We start from the raw sequence: 20,772 nt of genomic DNA, 5'->3' as shown, positions 1-20,772 counted from the left end.
GATGCCGACCGAAGTCATTCTTCCCAAGGTCGACATGGACATGGCGACCGGACAGATTTCGCGCTGGTTCGCCGAGGAAGGTGCGCACGTCAAGAAGGGCGACGTGCTGTTCGAGATCGAGACCGACAAGGCGGCGATGGAGATCGACGCACCGGCCAGCGGCGTGCTGCGCGACGTCACCGGCAAAGAAGGTGTCGATATCGCGGTGGGCGCGGCTGTTGCCTGGATCTATGCTGACGGGGAGGCGTATGGAGACAAGGCGCCAATCTCCCCCATCGAGAGGAAAATGTCGGCGAAGTCGACAGAGGGGGGCGTCTCAGGAGGCACCGCTCCTGCGTTGAACCCGGTCGAACCGACTCCACCCGACCGGCTTGCGGCCGGCCACCCTCCCCTCGAGGGGGAGGGGAAAACCCGCGCGACGCCTTTGGCTCGGCGCTTGGCTCGGGAAGCAGGCATTGCACTTTCCAATATCGCAGGCACGGGCCCATATGGCCGTGTTGTAAAAGCCGACATAGACGCCGCGCTTTCCTCCCCCCTCGAGGGGGAGATGTCGGCGAAGCCGACAGAGGGGGTCGTCTCAGGAGGCACCGCTCCTGCGTTGAGCCCGGTCGAACCGACCCCACCCGACCGGCCTTCGGCCGGCCACCCTCCCCTCAAGGGGGAGGGTCACGTGCTGCGTTTGTTCGAACCCGGCTCCTACGAACTCGTCCCGCACGACAACATGCGCAAGACGATCGCGCGGCGCCTCGTCGAGGCCAAGACCACCATCCCGCATTTCTACCTGACGCTCGACTGCGAGCTCGATGCACTCTTGGCATTGCGTACGCAGATCAACGCGGCGGCGCCGGTGAAGAAGACCGACAAGGGCGAGGCGCCGGCCTACAAGCTGTCGGTCAACGACATGGTGATCAAGGCGATGGCGCTGGCGCTGAAGGCGGTGCCGGATGCCAACGCCTCGTGGACCGAAAGCGCCATGGTCAAGCACAAGCATGCCGATGTCGGGGTTGCCGTCTCGATCCCCGGTGGCCTGATCACGCCGATCATCCGGCGCGCGGACGAAAAGACGCTGTCCACCATCTCGAACGAGATGAAGGATCTGGCAAGCCGCGCCCGCAGCCGCAAGCTGAAGCCGGAAGAGTATCAGGGCGGCACCACCGCCGTCTCCAATCTTGGCATGTTCGGCATCAAGGACTTTGCCGCCGTCATCAACCCGCCGCATGCGACGATCCTGGCGGTCGGTGCCGGCGAGGAGCGGGCGATGGTCAAGAACGGCGAGATCAAAATCGCCACCGTGATGTCGGTGACGCTGTCGACCGATCATCGCGCCGTCGATGGAGCGCTGGGCGCCGAACTGCTGGTCGCCTTCAAGCGGCTGATCGAAAATCCGATGGGCATGCTGGTCTAGGCCTCTTGCCAGCCGGTGTCGGATGGTGCGCCGGCTTACGGCGGAAATGACTTGTCAGGCGCCGACCCTTGACCCATCTTCTCTGTGGACCGCGATCCAGGGAGGCCAGCATGCCCGCATTCGACCCATCTGATGTCAAAACCCTGTTTGGCAAGGTCATGGGCGCCTCGCCATCCGACATCAAGCTGGTGGCGCAGCGCCTGCACGACCATGCTTTCGAACCGCGCATGTCGGCGGAGGAGACGAAGCAGCTTGTCGCAAGCCTCGGCTACGACAGCCTGGATGCATTCTGCGCCGATATCGGCCTGCCCATGCATATCGCCGAGCGGTGGAGCCGTTTTGGCGTTTCCGGTGAGATGAAGCAGGTGTTCACGCTGCTGGCCGCCCAGCGCAAGCGGGTGGCCGAGGCGATCGCCGAGTTCGAATCCATGACCCATGTCGGCGTCGAGGATTTTTTGCGCGAACGCGGACTTATCTAGCTCGAACAGGATCACTCCTAGCCGCTTTTGGCCAGCAGCGCGGTCGCCGTGTCGCTGTCGGTGATCAGCACATTGGTGCTGACGGCCTTCAGCGCAGCGAGGATCGCGGCAACCTTGCGTTTTCCGCCGGCGGCCAGCACGACATTCGGCACCTGGCCGACCATTTCGAGATCGATGGCCATGACGCGCCGATTGACCTCGTGGTCGACCAGCCGGCCCGCGGCATCGACGAAGTAGCACAGCATGTTGGCGACCGCGCCTTTCGCCTTCAGCGACACGATCAGCGACGACGGCACGATGCCGTGCCGGAAGATGGTGGCGTCCGGCGACATGTCGCCGACCGTGAGCAACGCGATGTCGGCGGCGGCCGCGCGCTGCCGCACATCCTGCAGGGTTGGTTGCGCCCACAGGAGATCGCGAAGCGAGGGATCGTCGACCGTCACCGGCGCAGTGATCTGATAGCTGTCGACCTCGAAGACATCGGCGACCTTGGCGGCGACGATCGACGGGTTGATCCATTGCGAATGCGGCAGGCTGCCGACCAGCGCCACCACCGAGGCGCGCTTCAACTGCCGGCGGGCGAGAAAGCCCAGGCTGGCATGCAGCGTCGCGCCGCCGCCGATGGCGAGCGTCATGCCGTCCTGCATCTGCTCGCCGAGAAAGGCGGCGACGGCGTGGCCGATCGCCTTTTCCAGATGGTCCTGGGCCGAGGGTGTCGGAATGACGACCGCGGCGTTGAGGCCCCAGCGTTTCTCAAGCGCTCGTTCGAGCGCCACCTGCTCGGCGGTCGGCGCGTTGATCATGGTGACGACGATGCCTTCGGCGGTGCAGGCGGCCAGCGTGCGCATGACCTTCACCCGGGAGACATCGAGCTTCTCGGCGATCTGCTCCTGCGTGAAGCCCTCAACATAATAGAGCCAGGCTGTCTTGACGTTGAGATCCGACGACACCATCGGCAGGCGGGCCGGTGTGGGTTTTTGCGTGGGCATGTCTTCTGGTCCCTCATCAGCCATGGCCGGGCCGCGTTGTCCTCATCGGAGAAACGCCGGCCGGATGTCAACCGGATGCCGGGTTGCGGCATGCCGATTGTTGCACATCTCTGTTCATTTGTAATTGACATTGTACATATGAACATATTTTGTGGGTTTCACGCGCTGTGTCATCCACCAGTCATATGCGCCGTGCAGGGAGGAAGAGACGGGGAGCCGGCCAGGGGCCGGACCGGTCATGCACAGACAAGACAGGAGGTCTCATGAAGACGCACTTCATCAAGCTGCTGGCCAGCCAGCTGGCGCTCGCGGCAACTTTGTTTGCCGGCGCGGCAAACGCCGAAACACTGACGCTCTACACATCGCAGCCCGAGGCCGACGCGGCCAAGACCGTGGACGCCTTCAAGAAGGCGCAGCCCGGCATCGACGTGACCATCTATCGCTCCGGAACCAGCGACATCCTGACCAAAATGGCGGCTGAGTTCGCCGCCGGCAGCCCGCAGCCCGACGTGCTTTTGATCGCCGACGCGGTCTCGATGGAGTTGTTGAAAAAGGACGGCCGGCTGATGCCCTATCCCGAGGCCAAGCTCGATGGCATCGAGGCCGACACCTATGATTCCGACAAGACCTATTTCGGCAGCAAGCTGATCACCACCGGCATCGTCTACAACACCGCTGCCGCCGAAAAGCCAGAGCATTGGGCCGATCTCGCCAAGCCCGCCTATGCCGATGGCCTGGTCATGCCGAGCCCGCTCTACTCGGGAGCCGCCGCCTACCTGCTCTCGGGCTTCGTCGGTGACGCCAACTATGGCTGGGATTTCTTTCAGAAGCTGAAGACCAACAACACCGTCAGCGTGCGCGGCAATGGCGCGGTGCTGAAGTCGGTGGCATCGGGCGAGAAGCCCTATGGCATCCTGGTCGACTTCATGGCGATGAATGCCAAGAAGAAAGGCTCGCCGGTCGAGTTCGTGTTCCCCAGCGAGGGCGTGCCTGCAGTGACCGAACCGGTCGCCATCATGAAGACCGCCAAGAATGTGGACGGCGCCAAGAAGTTCGTCGACTTCATTCTTTCCGATGATGGCCAGAAGCTGGCGCTGTCCATGGGCTACCTGCCGGCGCGTGCCTCGGTCGGCCGTCCCGACTGGATGCCGGAAGGCGTCAAGGTCAAGGTGATGCCGTTCGACACCAAGGCGATCGTCGCCAAGACCGACGCCGACAAGGCGAAGTTCTCCGAGCTGTTCGGCGGCTGAGCCGGCAATCGCTTCGGGATGCCGTCTCGGCGGCATCCCAAACCGTACGAACAAAGCCGATCGCGGATCGATCTCAGGAAAATCAATCATGTCCACACGGATAAGGGAAAGTCGGGGCCAGGAAACGGCCCTGACGGCGGCGGTGGCCGTCGTCATCGTGCTGCTTTCCCTGCTGCCGATGCTGCGGCTCCTCAAGGAGATCGTGGCGCCTGGCGGCACGATGTCGACCGTGGCCATCGAGGCCGGGCTGAGAAGCCCGGCGACCTGGATCGCCACCTGGCACACGCTGGTCATCGGCATAGGCGGCACCCTGCTGGCGGTGCTGTCGGGAACGCTGGTTGCGGTGCTGATCACGCTGACCGACATACGCGGCCGCGGTGCGCTGGTGCTTTGCTACTTCATGCCGTTGATGATCGCCCCGCAGGTGACGGCGCTGGCCTGGCTGCAACTGTTCGGCCCGGCCAGTCCGTTTCTCAAGCTGTTCGGCGCGGCCCCGCCGCTCGGCACCAAAAACCCGCTCTATTCGACCTCGGGCATCATCCTGCTGCTCGGCGTGCAGTATGGCCCGCTGGTCTTCCTGCTGGTGCGTGCCGGCCTGCGCAAGCTGCCGCGCGAACTGGTCGAGGCGGCACGCGCCGGCGGCGCCGGCTGGTTCACCGTGCTGGTCACCATCGTGCTGCCCCTGATGACGCCGTCGATCATGGCCGCGGCGGCACTGGCCTTCGTCTCCTGCGTCGGCAATTTCGGCATCCCGGCCTTCCTCGGCATTCCCGCCAACTATCTCGTGCTGCCGACGCTCATCTACCAGAAGCTGGCCGGCGGCGGCCCCGCCGTGCTTGGCGAAACGGCGTTCCTGTCGGTGCTGATCGGCGTCATCGCCATGGCGGGTATTCTCGCCCAGGAGCTCATGAGCCGCCGCCGCGACTACCGCATCAGCTCCACGTCGCTGCCGGCCGAACCCTACGAGCTTGGCCGCTGGCGCCCCGCCGTCCAGGCCGGCATGTGGCTGCTGATCGTGCTGGTCCTGTTCCTGCCGTTATTCGGGCTGGTGCTGACCTCGCTGGTGCCCGGCTACGGCATTGCGCTCACCGCCAAGACGGCGACGCTCGACAATTATCGCTTCGTGCTGTTCGAGCACGATGCGGCGAGCCGCGCCTTCTTCAACAGTTTCTGGCTGTCGATCGCGGCGGCCTTCTTCGCGGTCCTCGTCGCAGTGCCGATCGGCTATCTGATCGCTTGGGGCAAGCAGCGCTGGGTGCGGCTGCTCAATCTGTCGGTGGAACTGCCTTATGCCTTGCCCGGCGTGGTGCTGGCGATCGCCTCGCTGCTGCTCTTCCTGCGACCGATCCCGCTGACCGGCATCCAGCTCTACAACACGGTCTGGATCATCCTCTACGCTTACCTTGCCCGCTTCCTGGTGCTGGCTCTGCGGCCGACCATCAGCGGCTATCACCAGATCGACCGGGCGCTAGAGGAAGCGGCGCAAGTGGCGGGCGCCGGGCTGTTCACGCGCATGCGCACCATCATCTTTCCGCTGGTGGCACCAGCGGCGATCGCCGGCGGACTGCTGATCTTCATGACGGCGCTCAGCGAACTCACCGTCTCGGCGCTGCTGTGGTCGTCCGGGTCGGAGACGATCGGCGTGGTGATGTTTTCCTTCGAGCAGGGCGGCGATTCCAACTACGCGGCGGCGATGTCCGTCATCACGGTCGCGGTTACCTTCGTGCTGATGCTGGTGACCAATCTGCTTGCCCCTCATCTTCCGAGCGGAGTTCTGCCATGGCGCGACTGACCCTGGACCATGTGACCAAGAGCTTCGCCGATTTCGACGCCCTGAAGGACGTATCGATCGACGTCGCCGACGGCGAGTTCCTGGCGGTGCTCGGGCCGTCCGGCTGCGGCAAGACCACGCTGCTGCGGCTCGTCGCCGGATTCGAGAAGGTAACGTCAGGCGAGATCCGCATCGGCAGCGAAATCGTGTCGGCCAAGGGCGGCAGCGTCGCGCCGGAAAAGCGGCGCGTCGGCATCGTCTTCCAGAACTACGCGCTGTGGCCCCATATGACGGTCGCCGAAAACATCGGCTATTCGCTGAAGGTGGCGAAGCTCGACAAAGCGGCGGCGCGCCGGAAGGTCGAGGATGCACTCACCCTGGTCAACCTGCAGGGCTTGGGCGAGCGCAGGCCCGCCAATCTCTCCGGCGGGCAGCGTCAGCGCGTTGCCTTGGCGCGTTGTCTGGTCGCCGCGCCGTCGCTGGTGCTGTTCGACGAGCCGCTCGCCAATCTCGACGTGCATCTGAGAGCCTCGATGGAAGACGAGTTCGCCGCCTTCCACAAGCGCACGGGCACGACCATCGTCTACATCACCCACGACCAGGCCGAGGCGATGGCGCTGGCCGACCGCATCGCGGTGATGGATCATGGGCGCCTTGCGCAGCTGGCGACGCCGCGCGAGCTCTATCATGAGCCGGCAAATGAGATGGTGGCCTCCTTCATTTCGCATGGAATTTTGCTCCCTGCCGATGTGCTGAGCGCCGAAGATGCCGGTCACTGCAAGGTCAGGGTTCTCGGAGCCGAGTTGGTCGTTCGCTGCCGGGCCGGTGAGCAGCCACGCGCCGGCGCAAAGATATGCTGCCGCTCGGCCGATCTCGGCGTTTCGCCTGACGGACCCGGCTTTGACGGCCTCGTCAAGCGGGTGATCTACCAGGGTGGTGCCGCGCGCATCGAATTCACGCCTTCCGCCGGTCCCGATCTCACCTTGCATTTCGAACAGCCCGATCCGGTGATCCTGGAGAGCGGAGCCCAGGCACGGCTGCGCATAAAGTCCGGTTGGCTGATCCCGGGGGCAGCATCGTGATGATGCTGGACTTGCTTGGCGGCTTTGGCGAAAAGGGCCGCACCAGCCTCGCCGTCAGCAGCGGCCGCGATCGCATCCTGCTCGATATCGGCATCAAGGTTGGTGCCTCGGGGGCGGAATACTATCCGGCGCTCGACGGGTCGGTCGCCGACATCGACGCGGTCTTCGTTTCGCATGCGCATGAGGATCATGTCGGTGCGCTGAGCTGGCTGCTGTCGCGCGGCTATGCCGGCCCGATCTTCGTGACGGCCGAGACCCGCGACGAGGCGCCGGCGACACTTGCCGCCTATGCCGATCCCGCGGACTTCAAGCGTTTTCCAATTCCAGACGATCGTATCGAAATCTTCGAACCCGGCGACACGCTGAAAAGCGGCAATTTGGCGATCAGGACGGGACGGTCGGGGCATGTCGTAGGCGGCGTCTGGTTCGCCGTCGATGACGGGAAAAGCCGTGTCGCCTATTCGGCCGACGTGGTGCCGGACAGTAGCGTCTTCGTCATGGATACGATCCCGCACTGCGATCTTCTGGTCTTCGATGCCTCCTACGGCGCCGACCCTGTGCCGGGAGCGGCGCGGGCGCGCGAAATCTCGCAGTGGGTGGCAAGGCATTCAGATGGGTGCCTGCTGCCGACGCCGCTGTCGGGACGATCGCTGGAGCTGATCGCGGCCTTGCCGGGGCCGTTTGCCGTTCACGCCGGCATGCGCTTATCGCTGGAAGCGCAGATCGGCGCCACGGCGGCCTTGCTGCCAGGCGTTTCCGAACTGCTGCGTGCCCGCTTGGCAAGCGCCGCCGACTGGACCGATGCCGATCCTTTGCCGGCCTTGCCGCTGCTCGCGGATGACGGCATGGGTGCGGCCGGTCCGTCGTCGCGCCTTCTGCCGCGCGCCGAACAGGCCGGGTTGCCGGTGCTGGTTACCGGACATCTGCCCGCCGGTTCACCGGGCGATCTCCTGCACAAGGCCGGCCGTGCCGACTGGGTGCGCATGCCCACCCATCCGACGCTGTCGGGCAATGTCGGTATCTGGGAGAAGGCGGGACGGCCCGACGCGCTCGGTCATTCCTGCACGACCGATCTTCTGAATGACCTGAAAACCCACATCCCGTCGCTGCGCACGCAATGCCGTACCGGCCAGCGCATCGCGGTGCCGGCTCTAAGTCAAGGAGATCGAGCATGATGTCGTCCGAAAAGCCGCTTCACACTTTTCGGCACCATGCTCTGGGGAGTAAACAATGAGAATCCTGATCTGCAATGATGACGGCATCGAAGCGCCGGGACTTGCCCGTCTCGTCAACGCGGTCATTGGTCTGAGCGACGATGTCTGGGTGGTGGCGCCCGATGGCAAGCGCACCGCCGCCGGGTCTTCGCTGACGATCGCGAGACCTTTGACGATGCGGCGCGTCAAGCCGAACTGGTACTCCTGCTCCGGCACGCCGGCCGATTGCGTGGTGAGCGCGATGACGTGGCTATTTGCCGATGAGAAGAAGCCAGACCTCGTGCTGTCGGGCGTCAATGACGGCCGCAACGTCGCCGAAGACCTCGCCTATTCAGGCACGCTCGGCATTGCGCGGGAAGCGACCTTCTGGGGCGTCCCGGCGATCGGCTTTTCGCGTGTGAAGAATCCTGATTTTACCGATGGCGACGACCAGTGGCTCGGCACGTTGATTGCTTCATTGTGGCAATCGCGCGCCGATTGGGCAAGCGAGGGGCATTGGCTGAGCGTCAACCTGCCGACGGCGCTGCCGGCCGAGATTCGTCAGCCACGCATAGGCCGCGACAAGATCGGCCGGACGGCCGAAATCCTGGAAAGCGATGGCGATCGCACCGTCATCACCGTGCCGCGCGGTCGTGCCCATGCAAGCGAGCCGGGCGACGAGAACGCTGCGATCGATGCCGGCTTCGTCAGCATCAATCGGCTGTACTGGTTTGGCGAAACGCCGCTGGACGAACGGTTTCTGGACGGGATCCCGAGCCAGCGGCAAGCTGGCTGATCCGAGGTCTGGATCGTCGAGCCGCTTGAACCGTGCCAGCACTTTGGTCTCTCCGGCCCGCGACCGTGGATCACCAACCTGTCAGCGGCTAAATCGCGTCAATCCAATGCTTATGCTTGAAGCCGCCGTTATTTCATTCCACATCGGGCGCAATGAACGGCAAGATACGAGAATGGTTTCGCAGTTGGCGATGGGCCTTGGCCGCATCGCTGATCCTGCATGCCTTGATCGCAGGGTTCTTGTTCTTTGGCCTGCCGAGATCCGAGCAGCAACCGGATCAGCAGGAACAGCCCGTCAATGTCGCGATCGTGCCGCCGCCCGAGACGCCTAAGCCGAAACCTGCCCCAAAGCCGCCGGAGCCGACACCTGAAAAGAAGGCTGAAAAACCGCCTGAACAGAAGCCGCCTCCGGAACCGCCGAAACCACCAAACGAACAGGTTCTGAAGCGCGTTTTCCAGTACGGCCAGAAAGATACCGGGCCGGAGAAATCGCTCGACGGTAGCAGCGCCAAGCCCAACACGCCGTCGCCGGCCAAGGATGAGGCGGCGAAGCCGCCTGTAGCACCCGCGCCGACCCAGCCCGCTCCGGCTGCAACGTCACAGCAGAAGGCGGAGCCCAGCAAGCCTGACGAGAAGCCGGCGACCGTTGCGCCGGTTGAAAGGTCCGCGCAAAGCGAGGAGAAGCAGGCGGCCGAGGATACTGACAAACAGCCGCCGGAGGTCGCACCGCAACCCGCCGAAAAGCAAGCGGTTGGGACACTAGAGCCATTGGCGCCTGAGACCGGTGGTAAGCCGGCGCCTCCAGCCTCGGCCGAAAAGGCAAAGCCCAAACCTTCAAAGCCTATGAAGTTCAAATCCGCAAGAGCCTTGAAGGCCCCAGGCGGGAATGCAGGCAAGTCGGGTTCGACGAACAACGAGGTTGCGGGATCGCCGGTCTATTCCGGCCTTCCGGGCGTTAGAAAGCTTTACTCGCAGGGGGCAACCGGCAATGCGTTCGCCACAAGCTCCATGGAGAACGTGCCGCGCGATCAGCGCATTGCCAACCTTTGCGCCAACGTACTGAACCAGGAATTGCAGCAGGCCGACTATTCTCCCAAATGGCTGCCAACCATTCCGCTTAAGGCAGGCAATGTTCTCAGCCGACCGGAGGCGGCCTTCAGCACGATGACCACTTGGTACCAGTTGAGCTTCCGGTGCGAGGTCGACACCGAGGCGACGAGGGTTTTGTCGTTCAACTTCCGTGTCGGCGCCGTGATCCCACGCAGCCAATGGCCGCGGCCTCTTTAGAATTGTTCTAACCACTGAATTAGGCGGGCACGCCGAGCCCAGACAATTGCCGGCTAACTTCTTGCCAGTCGGCGCAGACGAAATCGGCGCCGGCCGCCATCAGCCGCGCGCCATGCTCGGCATAGGTATGGCCGCCGCCGGTGTAGCCGATCGCCGTCATGCCGGCGGCGACCGCGCCCTGGATGCCGAAGGGCGAATCCTCGATGACGATGCAATCGGCTGGATTGGCGCCCATCCTGGCGGCGGCGAACAGGAAGATGTCCGGCGCGGGCTTGCCGTTCTTGACCATCGAGGAACTGTAGATCGCGTCGCCGAAAAACCCTGCCAGACCAGTGACGGCAAGGCTGTGGTTGATGCGCTCGACCGACGATGACGAGGCAACGCAGCGGTCGCCCTCGAGCGTTTCCAAGAACGCGGCAATTCCTGGTGTCGGCTTCAATTCCTCGGAGAACAGGATCTTGGTCTCGGCCCAGATGTCGCTGGCCGCCGAAGCGGGAAACTGGTGGCCGGTTAACTCTTTGATTCGGATGATGATGTCGGACTGCTTCATGCCGACGCACTGGGCGATGATGCCGCCATGGACGCCCGGCATGCCGTGCTTTTCATAGACGCGCTCATAGGCCCTGGCGGCCAGCGGCTCACTGTCGACGAGGACGCCGTCGCAATCGAAAATGATGGGCCTTGGTCGCGCCACGCGCTTCTCTCCGGACTCGATTTCGCACATCGCTATCGGCAAAAAGTCAAATGTTCAATAGCGCGATGTTTGTGGTGGGGTCAAAGCTGGCGCAGTGCGTCGCTGGCGCGGGCGGATCCGAGCGCCCGTTGCATGGCTTGCCGGGACTGCGCGCGGTCGGGCGTGATCCAGTTCGGTTCGGCGCCGAGGAAGCGGTCGAGGAAAGCCACCGCGTAGGCCGGCATCTCGGTGACGTTCTCGCGATAGGACCACCAGGTACGCAGATCGTCGGCACATTTGTCGATGCTGGGTGCCGTGCCGAATTCCTGCTCGTAGATCGCCGAAATGACCGAGACGCAGTAGTTGGTGTAGAGGAAGCCTTCCGGCCAGAAGCGGATGATTTCCAGCGTGCCGGCATTCTGGTCCGTCTCGATGAGCTGCGCGAGGCCCGAGATTTCCCTGGCCGGCGCCTGCTTGATCAATTCGCGCAGCACGAGGCCGGCGGCGAAGACGATGAAGTCGGCGCGGTCGACCGCGGCGAAGCGCTTCTGCTCTTCCATGATCTCGACCCAGTCGAGAAAAGCCCGGGTCAGCTTCGCCTCGTCGATCTCGAAACGCACGCCGAACGTGTCCGAGACCACCTTGGCGCTGCCGCGGAAGGTGGCGCGGAACCAGCGCAGCTGCCGCAACCGGTGGCGCAGGTCGGGCATGAGGGCCAGTTCGTCCCTGAAGGGCAGTTCCATTTCACGCATCCCGTTTCGTCACAGGCTAGCACAGCCGTGCCGCCGCCGAAATCGGCCGACGGCCCTGTGGATGACCGTGACCAGGGTCAATATCATACATATTGACATTCGTGGAAACAAATGTTCTCACTTTGCTGTTGTCGCGCGCCGGTCCAAGGTGCGCTTCAACTGAGACTTCGGGAGGAGAACCGAATGGCGATTTGGCAGTGGGGACTGCTTCTGCTGGTTATTGTGTGGGCGCTGCAGTCGCTCGGCGTCTGGCTGCAGATGCGGCACTATTCGGATGTCTTCCGCGGTGTCACCGACCAGTACAAGGATGGCTTTGTCGGAGCCGGCAATTTTCGCGGCCGGCTGGCCAAGGGCACCATCGCGCTGGTCGTGGTGACGCCTGACTTGGTCGTGCGCCGCGTGATGGTGATGAGCGGCCGTTCCGTCTTCACCAAATTCAAGAGATTTCAAGAATTCGAGGGCGTTGCCCTCGATCGACTCCGGTCCAACCCTGCAATCATGGGGGAGGGGGAACCCGGTGTGGCCGAGGCCGTGAAGCGCGCGATCGAGCAGATCGACAAAGCACGGTCGGAGCCGGGGAAGAAGCCGGGCCTATCCGGTTTGAACGTAGCAAGGGCCTAAAGCACGCCGCGCACCGACTGGGATAAACCGGCGGGCGGCATAAGGAGGAGAAATGTCTGTATTTTCGTTGTTGGCGCAGCATGCCGACATGGCCGTGCACAATCTGCATGTCGCAGGTACCATGGTCTCGGATGCTGCTTTGCATGGCAAGCTCGCCATCGAGCATGCCTCCGACCATCTCGTTGTCCTCGCACAGGCGGACAGCGGACCGATCACAGTCGATCAGTTCAAGGAAAAGCTGAAAGAGGTCCAGCAGGAAGAGCAGCTCGGCTGGCTGACCGCCATCGGCAAATACTTTATCGGCATCTTCCAGAAGGGCGGCGAAGTGTTCGCCGGCTTCGTCACCGGCATCATCCCGACGCTGGTGGTGCTGATGACCGCCTTCTACGCCGTCACCGAGCTGGTCGGCGAAGAACGCGTGCATGGCCTGGCGCGCGGCGCCGGCCGTATCGCGCTGACGCGCTACACGCTGCTGCCGCTGCTGGCGGTGTTCTTCCTCACCAATCCGATGGCCTATACGTTCGGATCGTTCCTGGAAGAAAAGCACAAGCCGGCCTTCTATGACGCGGCCGTGTCCTACGTGCATCCGCCGCTTGGCCTGTTCCCGCACATCAATCCCGGCGAATATTTCGTCTGGGGCGGCATTCTCGTCGCGCTTCTGGAGCTGGAAAAGAAGGGTGCGGTCGTTGCCGGTTACCACGTCAAGGTGGCGATCTGGTACGCCATCGTCGGCCTCGTCGTCATCCTGCTCAAGGGCATGCTGACCGAGCGCATCACCGCCATCATGGCACGCCGCCAGGGCGTCGAGCTGTAAGGGCGGGAGGACATCATGGCCAAGACATACAAAGCCGTACGCATCTCCAGGGGCAACACAGGCTGGGGCGGCCCGCTCGTCATCGAGCCGACAGCGCAGCGCGACAAGGTCGTCTCCGTCACCGGCGGCGGCATTCATCCCGTGGCCCAACTTATCGCCGACATGACCGGCGCCACGGCCGTCGACGGCTTCAAGGCGCCGCCGGTGGAAGGCGAGATGGCGGTCGTCGTCGTCGACTGCGGCGGGACCGCTCGCTGCGGCGTCTATCCGCGCAAGCGCATCCCGACCGTCAACCTGACGCCGGTCGGCCAGGCTGGGCCGCTCGCCCAGTTCATCACGGAAGACATCTACGTTTCGGGCGTGAAGCCGGCCAACGTCACAATGGCGGACGGATCCGAAGCGGTCACCACTGCGGGGGGAGCAGCATCGATGAGTTCGAACAATAACAATACAGCCGCGGCACCACAGCCGCTGCCGAGCGAAGGCGGGCTTATCGGCCTGATCAGCTCGATCGGCCGCGTCATGGGTCGGGTGGTCGGCATCTTCTTCAATTCCGGCCGCCGCACCATCGACCAGGTCGTCCGCAATGTGCTGCCGTTCATGGCCTTCGTGACCATGCTCATCGGCCTGATCCTGTACACCGGCATCGGTGACGTGCTGGCCCAGCCGATGGGACCGTTGGCCAACAACATCGTCGGCCTGCTGATCATCTCGGCGATCTGCGGCCTGCCGTTCCTGTCGCCCATCCTCGGGCCAGGCGCGGTCATCGCGCAGGTCATCGGCGTCGCCATCATCGGTCCGCAGATCGCCAATGGTACGATTTCGCCGGCGATGGCCCTGCCGGCGCTGTTTGCCTACAACACCCAGGTGGGCTGCGACTTCGTTCCGGTCGGCCTGGCGCTGGGCGAAGCCAAGCCGAAGACGATCGAAATCGGTGTGCCGGCGGTGCTCATCAGCCGCCAGATCATGGGTCCGGTCTCGGTGCTGATCGCCTGGATCGTCAGCCTGATCGTGTTTTAAAAGGCAAATTCCGGGGAAGTGTTCCACGGTTTTCCGTCCGGAATTGCTTCAAAACAAAAGACATAGAGTGGCTCGCCGTTTCCATAAAACGATGAGCCACTCTCAGAAGAATTGAAAAATGAGGTTCGCCATATGACGGTTCTGTTGAGAACACGGGTCACTGAAATCGGCCCCGAAGTGGCGGATCTTGCCGAAGGGGGCGTGGTCATCCTGTTCGCGGATGGCTCGCCGCCGGAGCTGGCCGAGGTTTCCGTGCTCCACAAGACCGAGCACGGACCTAGCGACGGCGCGCCGCAAAAGGGCGCGTCGATCACCCTTGGCGACGTTTCCGCGACCATAACCGCGGTCGGCTCCAGCGCATGGAGCAAGGTCCTCGAGATGGGCCATGTCGTCATCTCCTTCAACGGCGCCAGCGAGGCCGAGAGGCCGGGCGAGATCTGTGCATCGCAGGTCGATACACAGGCGCTTGTGGCCGCCCTGAAGACAGACGCGATCATCACCATCGCCGCCTGAAAGCATTCGCGCCGCTGCCCGTCTGGTCATGGCGCTGGGAAAAGCAGAGTATTTGCCATGGAACGCTCGACCATCGTCAGAGTGCATGAAGGTTTGCACGCCCGTCCCGCCACGCGGTTCGTCAAGCTCGCCAAGGGTTTCGAATCCGATGTCGAGCTGGTCAAAGACGGCAAGGCGGTCAGCGCCAAGAGCTCCGTCAAGCTGATGCTGCTGGCCGTCAAGGAAAACCAGGAAGTCACGGTGCGGGCGAATGGCGCCGACGCCATCGAGGCCATCGAGGCGCTGATCGGCTATCTGGAAAACCCCAAGGCCGGTCTCGACGATGAAGAACCGCAGACCCCGGCGAATGATGCCGCATCTGCACCGGCGCTTCAACCGGCGCCGGCCGCATCCAGCGAAGCAAACAGCTTGCGCGGTGTCGCTGCGAGCGAAGGGGTCGCCATCGGGCCGGCCTTCGCGCATTTCCCGCCCGACATTGCCGGGCAGGGCCGCATGTTGCAGGCCGACGAGATCGCCGGCGAGATCGACAGGTTCCGCGCCGCCATTGCAGCCGTCCAGGCGCGCATGGACCGGGCGTTGGCGCAGGACACCCTGTCGGCCGGAGATCGCGGCATCGTCGCCGCGCTCAGGGATATCGCCGCCGACGACAGCCTGACCGGTGAGGCCGAAAAGGCCATCAGGGGCGGCAATGACGCGGTTTCGGCCGTCATTACCGCCGCCTCTACCATCGCCGCCGATTTCAGCGCCGTCGACGATCATTATCTCAATGCCCGGGCCGACGATGTCCATGCCGTCGGGCGGCAGATTTGCCTGGTGCTGCTGGGCCAAGACGACGTCAGCCTCGAAAACATTCCCGAAGGCGCCATTCTCATCGCCGACGACATCGGCGCCTGGGATCTGGCGCGCGCGCCGCTGAAACGCATCGGCGGGGTGGTTTGCGGCCATGGCGGCGCCACCTCGCACATCGCCATCATCGCCCGCTCGCACGGCATTCCGGCGGTGCTGGGCCTCGGCAACCAGGTCAATGCCCTGCGTGCCGCGCAAGAGGTGGCGCTCGATGGCAACAGCGGCCAGGTGATCGTCGACCCCAATGCGGCGGTGCGCGCCGATTTCGCCGGCCGCGTCGAAGCGGCGGCAAAGGAGCGTGCAGGGCTTAGCGTCTTCAAGACGGTGACGCCGAAGCGCGCCGACGGCAGGGTTATCGAGGTCGCGGCCAATATCGGCTCGCTGGAAGAGATCGAGGCGGCGCAGGAAGCCGGCGCCATGGGCGTCGGCCTGTTCCGCACCGAGCTTCTGTTCATGCGCCATATGCATCTCCCCTCGGAGGACATGCAGGCCGAGACCTATGCGGCGCTGGCCAAGGCCTTCGCACCCTACCCGGTCATCGTGCGCACGCTCGACATCGGCGGCGACAAGCCGATTGCCGGCATCGAATTCCCCGACGAGGAGAATCCTTTCCTCGGCTGGCGCGGCATCCGCATGTGCCTCGACCGGCCCGATATCTTCAAGCGCCAGCTCAGGGCGCTGCTCCGGGCAGCCGTGCACGGCAACGTCAAGGTGATGCTGCCGATGGTGTCCGATATTTCCGAAGTCACGCGCACCCGCGCACTGGTCGATGAATGCGCCGCCGAGCTGAAGGCCGAAGGCGCACCTTACGCAACGTTCGGCCTCGGCGTGATGATCGAGACCCCGGCCGCCGTGCTGATCGCGCCGGCGCTGGCAAAAGAAGTGGCCTTCTTCTCGATCGGCACCAACGATCTCACCCAGTACATCATGGCCGCCGACAGGCTGAACCCGACGGTGGCCAAGCTCAACGACGTCACCAATCCGGCCGTCATGTCGGCGATCGAGCTGACGGCCAAGGCCGGCGTCGCCGCCGGCATCATGGTCGGCATGTGCGGTGAGGCGGCCGGGCGGCCGGATCTCATCCCCACCTTCCTCGAGATGGGGCTGACCGAACTTTCGATGAGCCCGGCCTCGATCCAGCGCGCCAAGAAAACGATCATGGCCATCGCCGGGGACTAAATCCCTGAGCTACGGCAAATGCGCAAGCAGGGTGGCGAAGACAGGCGTCAGTTCATTGACCGGGCTCGCCCTGCCGCAGGCCTGAGCGATGCGGTCGTGACGTATATCGGCCGCCAGGATCGCGATCTCCAGCATGTCGGGCTCCGGCGCGCCGTCGCGGCCGGTCGTCGCCAGGCCGCAAGCCAAGACGACCGGTGCCAGACAGCTTATGTCGAGTGCCCGGTCACCCGCCGCCGTCGTTTCCGGGGCGGTTTCGCCAAAGCGGACCGGACGCTGGGCGAGGCACTCAACCAGCAGCGCCGAACAGGTGGCCGCGATCGCCTGCAGGCCGGCACCGGGCGCGGTCAGCGCGGCCAGCAGATCGCCATGCCGCTTGCGCATCGTGGCATGAACGGCGGCGAAATCGGCTTCATGGATACGGGCATTGTCGATCTTCAGCCCGGCAAGCACCGCCTTGGTCAGATAGTACATGTCGCGCCGGAACAGGCGCTCCGCGCTCAACTGCCGGTCCTCGTTTCCGGCCGGGAAATAGGTGCCGAGGCCCTTTACGGTCGTTCCGTCGACCTTGATCGGGCGCTCGTGCGGGACAAAGGATTCGGCGATCGACAGGGCTTCGTCGACGGCACTCGCGGCGTGGCTGAGCAGGCCTTCGATGCCTTTGCCCGGAAATGGCGGCAAGTGACTGGTGGCTTCGTGCAGCAGGCTGGCGTCGCCGGTGCCGTCATGGCGGCTCTGGCGGATGATGTCGCGGACTTCCCGCAACCGGTCCTTCAGGTTGACGCGGACATCTTCGGAGATTTGTCGGAGCATCGCGGGTCGCCTCGAAAGTGCCGTGGAGGGCCGTCAGCAGCAGCCAGCCACCAACACTACATTGTTCCTATCGATTGGCAGATCAATAGGCGATACTAAAACGGCACGCAGAATCGGCAATGGCGTGCTGGTCCATCGCTGCGGGGGAGGAATGATTTGGGCAGGCGACGACAAACCGGAGAGGGGCGGGTCGACGAGGGGCGGATCGGAGCCGGAGCGACCGAGCAGGTCGCCAGCGAGAGCCGGACGGATCGCCTCAGGATCCGCGCCGCCTGGATGTATTTCGTCGAGCAGATGACGCAGAACGAGATCGCCGACGTGCTCGGCGTCGGCCGCGTCACCATCGTGCGCATGCTGGCGGAGGCCCGCGCGCGCAACGAGGTGAAGATCACCATCGAGAGCGAGCTCCTGGAGATCGTGCGGCTGGAGCGTGCGCTCGAAAGGACCTTCGGCCTGCAGCAGGCGCTCGTGGCGCCGCTGACGGCGGCCAATGCCGATCCGATCCCGGCAATCGCCGCCAAGACCGGCATGTTCCTGTCCGATGCGATGAAATCGGGCATGCGGGTCGGTGTCGGCTGGGGTGTAACGCTGTTCCACACTTTGCCGTTCATCAGCGCCAAGTCGCTGACCGATTTCAGCGTGATATCGCTGCTTGGCGGTGTTGGCGTCGCGCGCCGGGTCAACCCGGCCGAGTTCGCCTGGCGCTTCGCCCAGATCTTCCAGGGTGACGGCTATCTGATGCCGACACCGGCCGTCGTCGACAGCGTCGAGACCAAGATCGCGCTGGTCGAGCGCTGCGGCCTGCAGGAGATTTTCGAAATGGCCGACGCGCTCGATGCCGTCCTGCTGAGCGTTGGCGGCATCGCTTCGGCCACCACCTTCTCGCGCGGCGGCTTTCTCAAGGAAGCGGACCGGGAGGCCCTGCTTGCGCGTGGCGCGGTCGGCGACCTTCTATTCCATTTCTATGACCGCAACGGCGACCTGGTCGACCATCCCGTCAATAGCCATGTGATGTCGGTGGATGTCGATCGCCTGCGCAAGGCGCCGATCCGCATCCTCACTTCCGGCGGCGAGGAGAAGACAGCGGCGCTGCTCGGCGCCATGAACCTGATCGCGCCGACGATCCTGATCACCGACGAGGAAAGCGCAAGGCGCATGCTCGATGTGGTCAGCGGAAGCTGAAGGAAGCCGTGATGTAGTCCGGCCAGGCCTGCTGTTCGTCGAAAACGGCGGCAAGATCCGATGTGTCGGCCAGGATTCCGCTCAGCACCAGCGCCGTGGCGACGCCGGCGCCATTTCCGCCCGCTATGTCGTGCTCGACGCTGTCGCCGACGCAAACCACGCTGTCACGGTTCGGCGCGCCGGCCAGCGCCAGCGCGGCGTCGAAAATCGCCGGATAGGGCTTGCCGATGCGGGTGACGCTGCCGCCAAGGCTTTCATAGAGATCGGCGAGTTCCCCGGCGCCGAAGCGGGGTCCGACCGCTGTCAGCATGATCCTGTCGGGATTGGTGCAGAAGCATGGCACCTGCCGTGCCGCTGCCGCGGCCAGCAGCCTGCGGTAATGGTCGAGGTCGTAACGGTCACCCTCGCTGGCCGAGATCAGCACCAGTTCGGCGTCTTCGCCGGCCTCGGTCAGCACAAAGGGCAGGCCGTCGATCGCCGTGCGGTCGTTGTCGCGGCTGATCAGCAGGCATTTTGTCCCGGGCCGCAGCCTTCCCGATGCCGCCATGTCATTGAAGGAGCGCCATGCCACCTCGCCGGAGGACACAAAATGGTCCCAGCTTCCGGCGACGAAGCCGAGCTTGAGCAGGCGCTCCTCGTTGGGCCTGGCACGCTTGCCGGAATTGGAAATCAGCACCACCGTCTTGCCGGCGTGCTTCAGCGCCGACAATGCCGCCACCGCGCCGGGATAAGGGGCCTGGCCGTCATGCAGCACGCCGAACTGGTCGAGCAGGAAAACCTGATAACGCTCAGCCAGCGGCGCGATGCCGTCGAGACGTTCGATCCTTTTCGCGCTCATGCCAGCCCTGCCTTGGCCGCGCCCTTCAGCGCCAGCCTGGCGGTGCCGGCTGCAGCCTCGTCGGAGAGCGTGGGCAGGAAATCGACGCCGAGCTTGCGCTGCCGGATCGCCGTCCATGCCGGATTTGCCGCACCGCCGCCGACGCTCCTGACCGATGTCAGCGCAGGTGCGCCAAGCTCTGCCAGCCTGCTGTAGCCGAGCGCCTCGATCGCGGCCATGCCCTCCAACATCGCCTTGAGATAGTCGGCGTCGTCTGCCGGCCTAGGGGTGAGGCGCGGCGGCAATGCTGGATCGGCGATCGGGAACCGTTCGCCCGCCGTGCTCAGCGGATAATAATCGAGGCCAGTCTCGGTCGCAGGGTCGATCGCCGCGCTGAGTTCGATGATCCGCGCGAGCGGAAAATACTGAGCCAGTACCTTGCCGCCGGAATTCGAGGCGCCGCCTGCCAGCCAGGTGTCGCCGAGGCGATGGCTGTAGATGCCGAAGCGCGGCGCCGAGATCGGCCGGTCGGACAGGATCTTGATGGTCAGCGAGGATCCCAGTGCGGTGACGCCGTCGCCGATGGCCGTGGCGCCGGTCGCCAGGAACGAGGCGCAGCCGTCGGTGGTGCCGGCAACCACGGCCACGTCGCGCGGCAGGCCGAACAGATCCGCCATGGCTGGGGTGAGGGTGCCGGTGATATCGCCGGGCTCGACCACGCGCGGCAGCAAGTCCATGTGCATGCCGGTGGCCGCGATCCAGTCCGGCCAGCGCCGGGCCTCGACGTCATAGCCCGTCTTCAGCGCGTTGTTCTCGTCGCTGACATCGAAGCGGCCGGACAGGTTTGCGGCAATCCAGTCGGCCTGGTGCTGCACCGCCGCGATGCCGGGCAGATGCTGGAACAGCAAAGCCTTGGCGAGGCCCGACGTCGCCCCGTGGGCGGCGCTAGCCTCCGGTGCCTCGCGCGCGATCGCGGCCAGGATACCGTCGTCGGCGACCTTGTCGTTGTACATCAGCGGTTCCGCCAGCGGCCGCCCGGCGACGTCGACCGGCAGCAGCGTGCCCGACGTGCCGTCGATGGCGATGGCGCGAACCGTGGCGCGGTCGATGCCTGAAAGCAGCTCCGTCAGCGCCGCCTGGACCGTTTGCCACCACGCCGAGGGCGCGCGTGGATCCTGGCTGAACGTGTCGAGGCGGACAGCGGACTGGCCGGCAATGGAAAAGTCCGGACGCATGGCGACGGCGCGCGCGCCCGATGTGCCGATGTCGATGCCGATGACAAGGGGCGTCATCT

At 64.5% G+C, this 20,772-nt stretch carries 20 protein-coding genes; 14 read left to right on the top strand and 6 right to left on the bottom strand.

Going from position 1 to position 20,772, the window contains the following annotated elements; genetic code table 11:
• Nucleotide 1 precedes the first annotated feature (1 nt).
• Both FJ978_RS18890 and FJ978_RS18885 read left to right on the top strand, forming a co-directional pair.
• Complete coding sequence (locus FJ978_RS18890; RefSeq protein ID WP_140573264.1) at nt 2-1,405, top strand: pyruvate dehydrogenase complex dihydrolipoamide acetyltransferase; 1,404 nt, start codon at nt 2-4, stop codon at nt 1,403-1,405.
• Nucleotides 1,406-1,515: 110 nt separating this feature from the next.
• A complete protein-coding gene (locus FJ978_RS18885) occupies nt 1,516-1,884 on the top strand; it encodes a hypothetical protein (RefSeq protein ID WP_013892722.1) in 369 nt (122 codons plus the stop codon).
• A 17-nt stretch (nt 1,885-1,901) separates the two neighbouring features.
• Here FJ978_RS18885 and FJ978_RS18880 read toward each other — a convergent pair whose 3' ends face one another.
• On the bottom strand, nt 1,902-2,873 hold the full coding sequence (locus FJ978_RS18880; RefSeq protein WP_140573263.1) for a sugar-binding transcriptional regulator: 972 nt from the start codon (nt 2,871-2,873) through the stop codon (nt 1,902-1,904).
• Nucleotides 2,874-3,136: 263 nt separating this feature from the next.
• Between FJ978_RS18880 and FJ978_RS18875 the strand changes: the two genes are divergently transcribed.
• The 6 genes from FJ978_RS18875 to FJ978_RS18850 all read left to right on the top strand — a co-directional run bounded on the left by FJ978_RS18875 (nt 3,137) and on the right by FJ978_RS18850 (nt 10,251).
• Entirely contained in the window at nt 3,137-4,123 is a 987-nt protein-coding gene (locus tag FJ978_RS18875; protein ID WP_140573262.1) for an ABC transporter substrate-binding protein, read from the top strand.
• 88 nt (nt 4,124-4,211) lie between these two features.
• Complete coding sequence (locus FJ978_RS18870) at nt 4,212-5,915, top strand: iron ABC transporter permease (protein WP_140573261.1); 1,704 nt, start codon at nt 4,212-4,214, stop codon at nt 5,913-5,915.
• Nucleotides 5,903-6,976, top strand: coding sequence for an ABC transporter ATP-binding protein (locus FJ978_RS18865; RefSeq protein WP_140573260.1), 1,074 nt, complete (start codon nt 5,903-5,905; stop codon nt 6,974-6,976). Before FJ978_RS18870 ends, FJ978_RS18865 begins: the two co-directional genes overlap by 13 nt.
• A complete protein-coding gene (locus tag FJ978_RS18860; protein WP_140573259.1) occupies nt 6,976-8,151 on the top strand; it encodes an MBL fold metallo-hydrolase in 1,176 nt (391 codons plus the stop codon). The genes FJ978_RS18865 and FJ978_RS18860 overlap by 1 nt, the downstream gene beginning before the upstream one ends.
• Nucleotides 8,152-8,206: 55 nt before the next feature.
• On the top strand, nt 8,207-8,965 hold the full coding sequence (locus FJ978_RS18855; RefSeq protein WP_140573258.1) for a 5'/3'-nucleotidase SurE: 759 nt from the start codon (nt 8,207-8,209) through the stop codon (nt 8,963-8,965).
• 152 nt (nt 8,966-9,117) lie between these two features.
• Entirely contained in the window at nt 9,118-10,251 is a 1,134-nt protein-coding gene (locus FJ978_RS18850) for a DUF930 domain-containing protein (protein WP_140573257.1), read from the top strand.
• Nucleotides 10,252-10,270: 19 nt separating this feature from the next.
• Here the strand turns inward: FJ978_RS18850 and FJ978_RS18845 are convergent, their stop codons facing one another.
• Together FJ978_RS18845 and FJ978_RS18840 are read right to left on the bottom strand one after the other, a co-directional pair.
• Nucleotides 10,271-10,945 carry an HAD family phosphatase gene (locus FJ978_RS18845; RefSeq protein WP_140573256.1) on the bottom strand — a complete coding sequence of 225 codons (675 nt, stop codon included), beginning with the start codon at nt 10,943-10,945 and terminating at the stop codon, nt 10,271-10,273.
• An 80-nt stretch (nt 10,946-11,025) separates the two neighbouring features.
• Nucleotides 11,026-11,667 (bottom strand): hypothetical protein, encoded by a 642-nt coding sequence (locus FJ978_RS18840; RefSeq protein ID WP_023763811.1) that lies wholly within the window; start codon nt 11,665-11,667, stop codon nt 11,026-11,028.
• Between the two features lie 192 nt (nt 11,668-11,859).
• Between FJ978_RS18840 and FJ978_RS18835 the strand changes: the two genes are divergently transcribed.
• The 5 genes from FJ978_RS18835 (at nt 11,860) to ptsP (ending at nt 16,669) form a co-directional block, all read left to right on the top strand.
• Nucleotides 11,860-12,297, top strand: a complete 438-nt coding sequence (locus FJ978_RS18835) for a transcriptional regulator GutM (protein WP_013892732.1) — start codon at nt 11,860-11,862, stop codon at nt 12,295-12,297.
• 52 nt (nt 12,298-12,349) lie between these two features.
• On the top strand, nt 12,350-13,111 hold the full coding sequence (locus tag FJ978_RS18830; protein WP_140573255.1) for a PTS glucitol/sorbitol transporter subunit IIC: 762 nt from the start codon (nt 12,350-12,352) through the stop codon (nt 13,109-13,111).
• Nucleotides 13,112-13,126: 15 nt separating this feature from the next.
• Entirely contained in the window at nt 13,127-14,131 is a 1,005-nt protein-coding gene (locus tag FJ978_RS18825) for a PTS glucitol/sorbitol transporter subunit IIB (protein WP_140573254.1), read from the top strand.
• 132 nt (nt 14,132-14,263) lie between these two features.
• Entirely contained in the window at nt 14,264-14,644 is a 381-nt protein-coding gene (locus FJ978_RS18820) for a PTS glucitol/sorbitol transporter subunit IIA (RefSeq protein ID WP_140573253.1), read from the top strand.
• A 57-nt stretch (nt 14,645-14,701) separates the two neighbouring features.
• Entirely contained in the window at nt 14,702-16,669 is a 1,968-nt protein-coding gene (gene ptsP / locus FJ978_RS18815) for a phosphoenolpyruvate--protein phosphotransferase (RefSeq protein ID WP_140573252.1), read from the top strand.
• Between the two features lie 9 nt (nt 16,670-16,678).
• Here the strand turns inward: ptsP and FJ978_RS18810 are convergent, their stop codons facing one another.
• Nucleotides 16,679-17,479, bottom strand: a complete 801-nt coding sequence (locus tag FJ978_RS18810; RefSeq protein WP_023763816.1) for a hypothetical protein — start codon at nt 17,477-17,479, stop codon at nt 16,679-16,681.
• Between the two features lie 156 nt (nt 17,480-17,635).
• Between FJ978_RS18810 and FJ978_RS18805 the strand changes: the two genes are divergently transcribed.
• The gene (locus FJ978_RS18805) at nt 17,636-18,661 is read left to right on the top strand and encodes a sugar-binding transcriptional regulator (protein WP_140573251.1); all 1,026 of its coding nucleotides are present in this window, start codon (nt 17,636-17,638) and stop codon (nt 18,659-18,661) included.
• Here FJ978_RS18805 and FJ978_RS18800 read toward each other — a convergent pair.
• Nucleotides 18,648-19,499 (bottom strand): TIGR01459 family HAD-type hydrolase, encoded by an 852-nt coding sequence (locus FJ978_RS18800; RefSeq protein ID WP_013892739.1) that lies wholly within the window; start codon nt 19,497-19,499, stop codon nt 18,648-18,650. The two genes, FJ978_RS18805 and FJ978_RS18800, sit on opposite strands and share 14 nt — an antisense overlap.
• Nucleotides 19,496-20,770 (bottom strand): FGGY-family carbohydrate kinase, encoded by a 1,275-nt coding sequence (locus tag FJ978_RS18795; RefSeq protein WP_140573250.1) that lies wholly within the window; start codon nt 20,768-20,770, stop codon nt 19,496-19,498. Before FJ978_RS18795 ends, FJ978_RS18800 begins: the two co-directional genes overlap by 4 nt.
• Between the last annotated feature and the right edge of the window lie 2 nt (nt 20,771-20,772).

It is taken from the genome of Mesorhizobium sp. B1-1-7, from assembly GCF_006442705.1.
Classification (GTDB): Bacteria; Pseudomonadota; Alphaproteobacteria; order Rhizobiales; family Rhizobiaceae; genus Mesorhizobium; species Mesorhizobium opportunistum.
The sequence above is the reverse complement of the archived record's forward strand: the minus strand, read 5'-3'. Positions and strand labels throughout refer to the sequence as shown.

Bases quoted from the DNA above. Each gene is read 5' to 3' on its own strand.
- FJ978_RS18890 (WP_140573264.1), top strand. From the start codon at position 2: ATGCCGACCGAAGTCATTCTTCCCAAGGTCGACATGGACATGGCGACC.
- FJ978_RS18885 (WP_013892722.1), top strand. From the start codon at position 1,516: ATGCCCGCATTCGACCCATCTGATGTCAAAACCCTGTTTGGCAAGGTC.
- FJ978_RS18880 (WP_140573263.1), bottom strand. From the start codon at position 2,873: ATGCCCACGCAAAAACCCACACCGGCCCGCCTGCCGATGGTGTCGTCG.
- FJ978_RS18875 (WP_140573262.1), top strand. From the start codon at position 3,137: ATGAAGACGCACTTCATCAAGCTGCTGGCCAGCCAGCTGGCGCTCGCG.
- FJ978_RS18870 (WP_140573261.1), top strand. From the start codon at position 4,212: ATGTCCACACGGATAAGGGAAAGTCGGGGCCAGGAAACGGCCCTGACG.
- FJ978_RS18865 (WP_140573260.1), top strand. From the start codon at position 5,903: ATGGCGCGACTGACCCTGGACCATGTGACCAAGAGCTTCGCCGATTTC.
- FJ978_RS18860 (WP_140573259.1), top strand. From the start codon at position 6,976: ATGATGCTGGACTTGCTTGGCGGCTTTGGCGAAAAGGGCCGCACCAGC.
- FJ978_RS18855 (WP_140573258.1), top strand. From the start codon at position 8,207: ATGAGAATCCTGATCTGCAATGATGACGGCATCGAAGCGCCGGGACTT.
- FJ978_RS18850 (WP_140573257.1), top strand. From the start codon at position 9,118: ATGAACGGCAAGATACGAGAATGGTTTCGCAGTTGGCGATGGGCCTTG.
- FJ978_RS18840 (WP_023763811.1), bottom strand. From the start codon at position 11,667: ATGGAACTGCCCTTCAGGGACGAACTGGCCCTCATGCCCGACCTGCGC.
- FJ978_RS18835 (WP_013892732.1), top strand. From the start codon at position 11,860: ATGGCGATTTGGCAGTGGGGACTGCTTCTGCTGGTTATTGTGTGGGCG.
- FJ978_RS18830 (WP_140573255.1), top strand. From the start codon at position 12,350: ATGTCTGTATTTTCGTTGTTGGCGCAGCATGCCGACATGGCCGTGCAC.
- FJ978_RS18825 (WP_140573254.1), top strand. From the start codon at position 13,127: ATGGCCAAGACATACAAAGCCGTACGCATCTCCAGGGGCAACACAGGC.
- FJ978_RS18820 (WP_140573253.1), top strand. From the start codon at position 14,264: ATGACGGTTCTGTTGAGAACACGGGTCACTGAAATCGGCCCCGAAGTG.
- ptsP (WP_140573252.1), top strand. From the start codon at position 14,702: ATGGAACGCTCGACCATCGTCAGAGTGCATGAAGGTTTGCACGCCCGT.
- FJ978_RS18810 (WP_023763816.1), bottom strand. From the start codon at position 17,479: ATGCTCCGACAAATCTCCGAAGATGTCCGCGTCAACCTGAAGGACCGG.
- FJ978_RS18800 (WP_013892739.1), bottom strand. From the start codon at position 19,499: ATGAGCGCGAAAAGGATCGAACGTCTCGACGGCATCGCGCCGCTGGCT.
- FJ978_RS18795 (WP_140573250.1), bottom strand. From the start codon at position 20,770: ATGACGCCCCTTGTCATCGGCATCGACATCGGCACATCGGGCGCGCGC.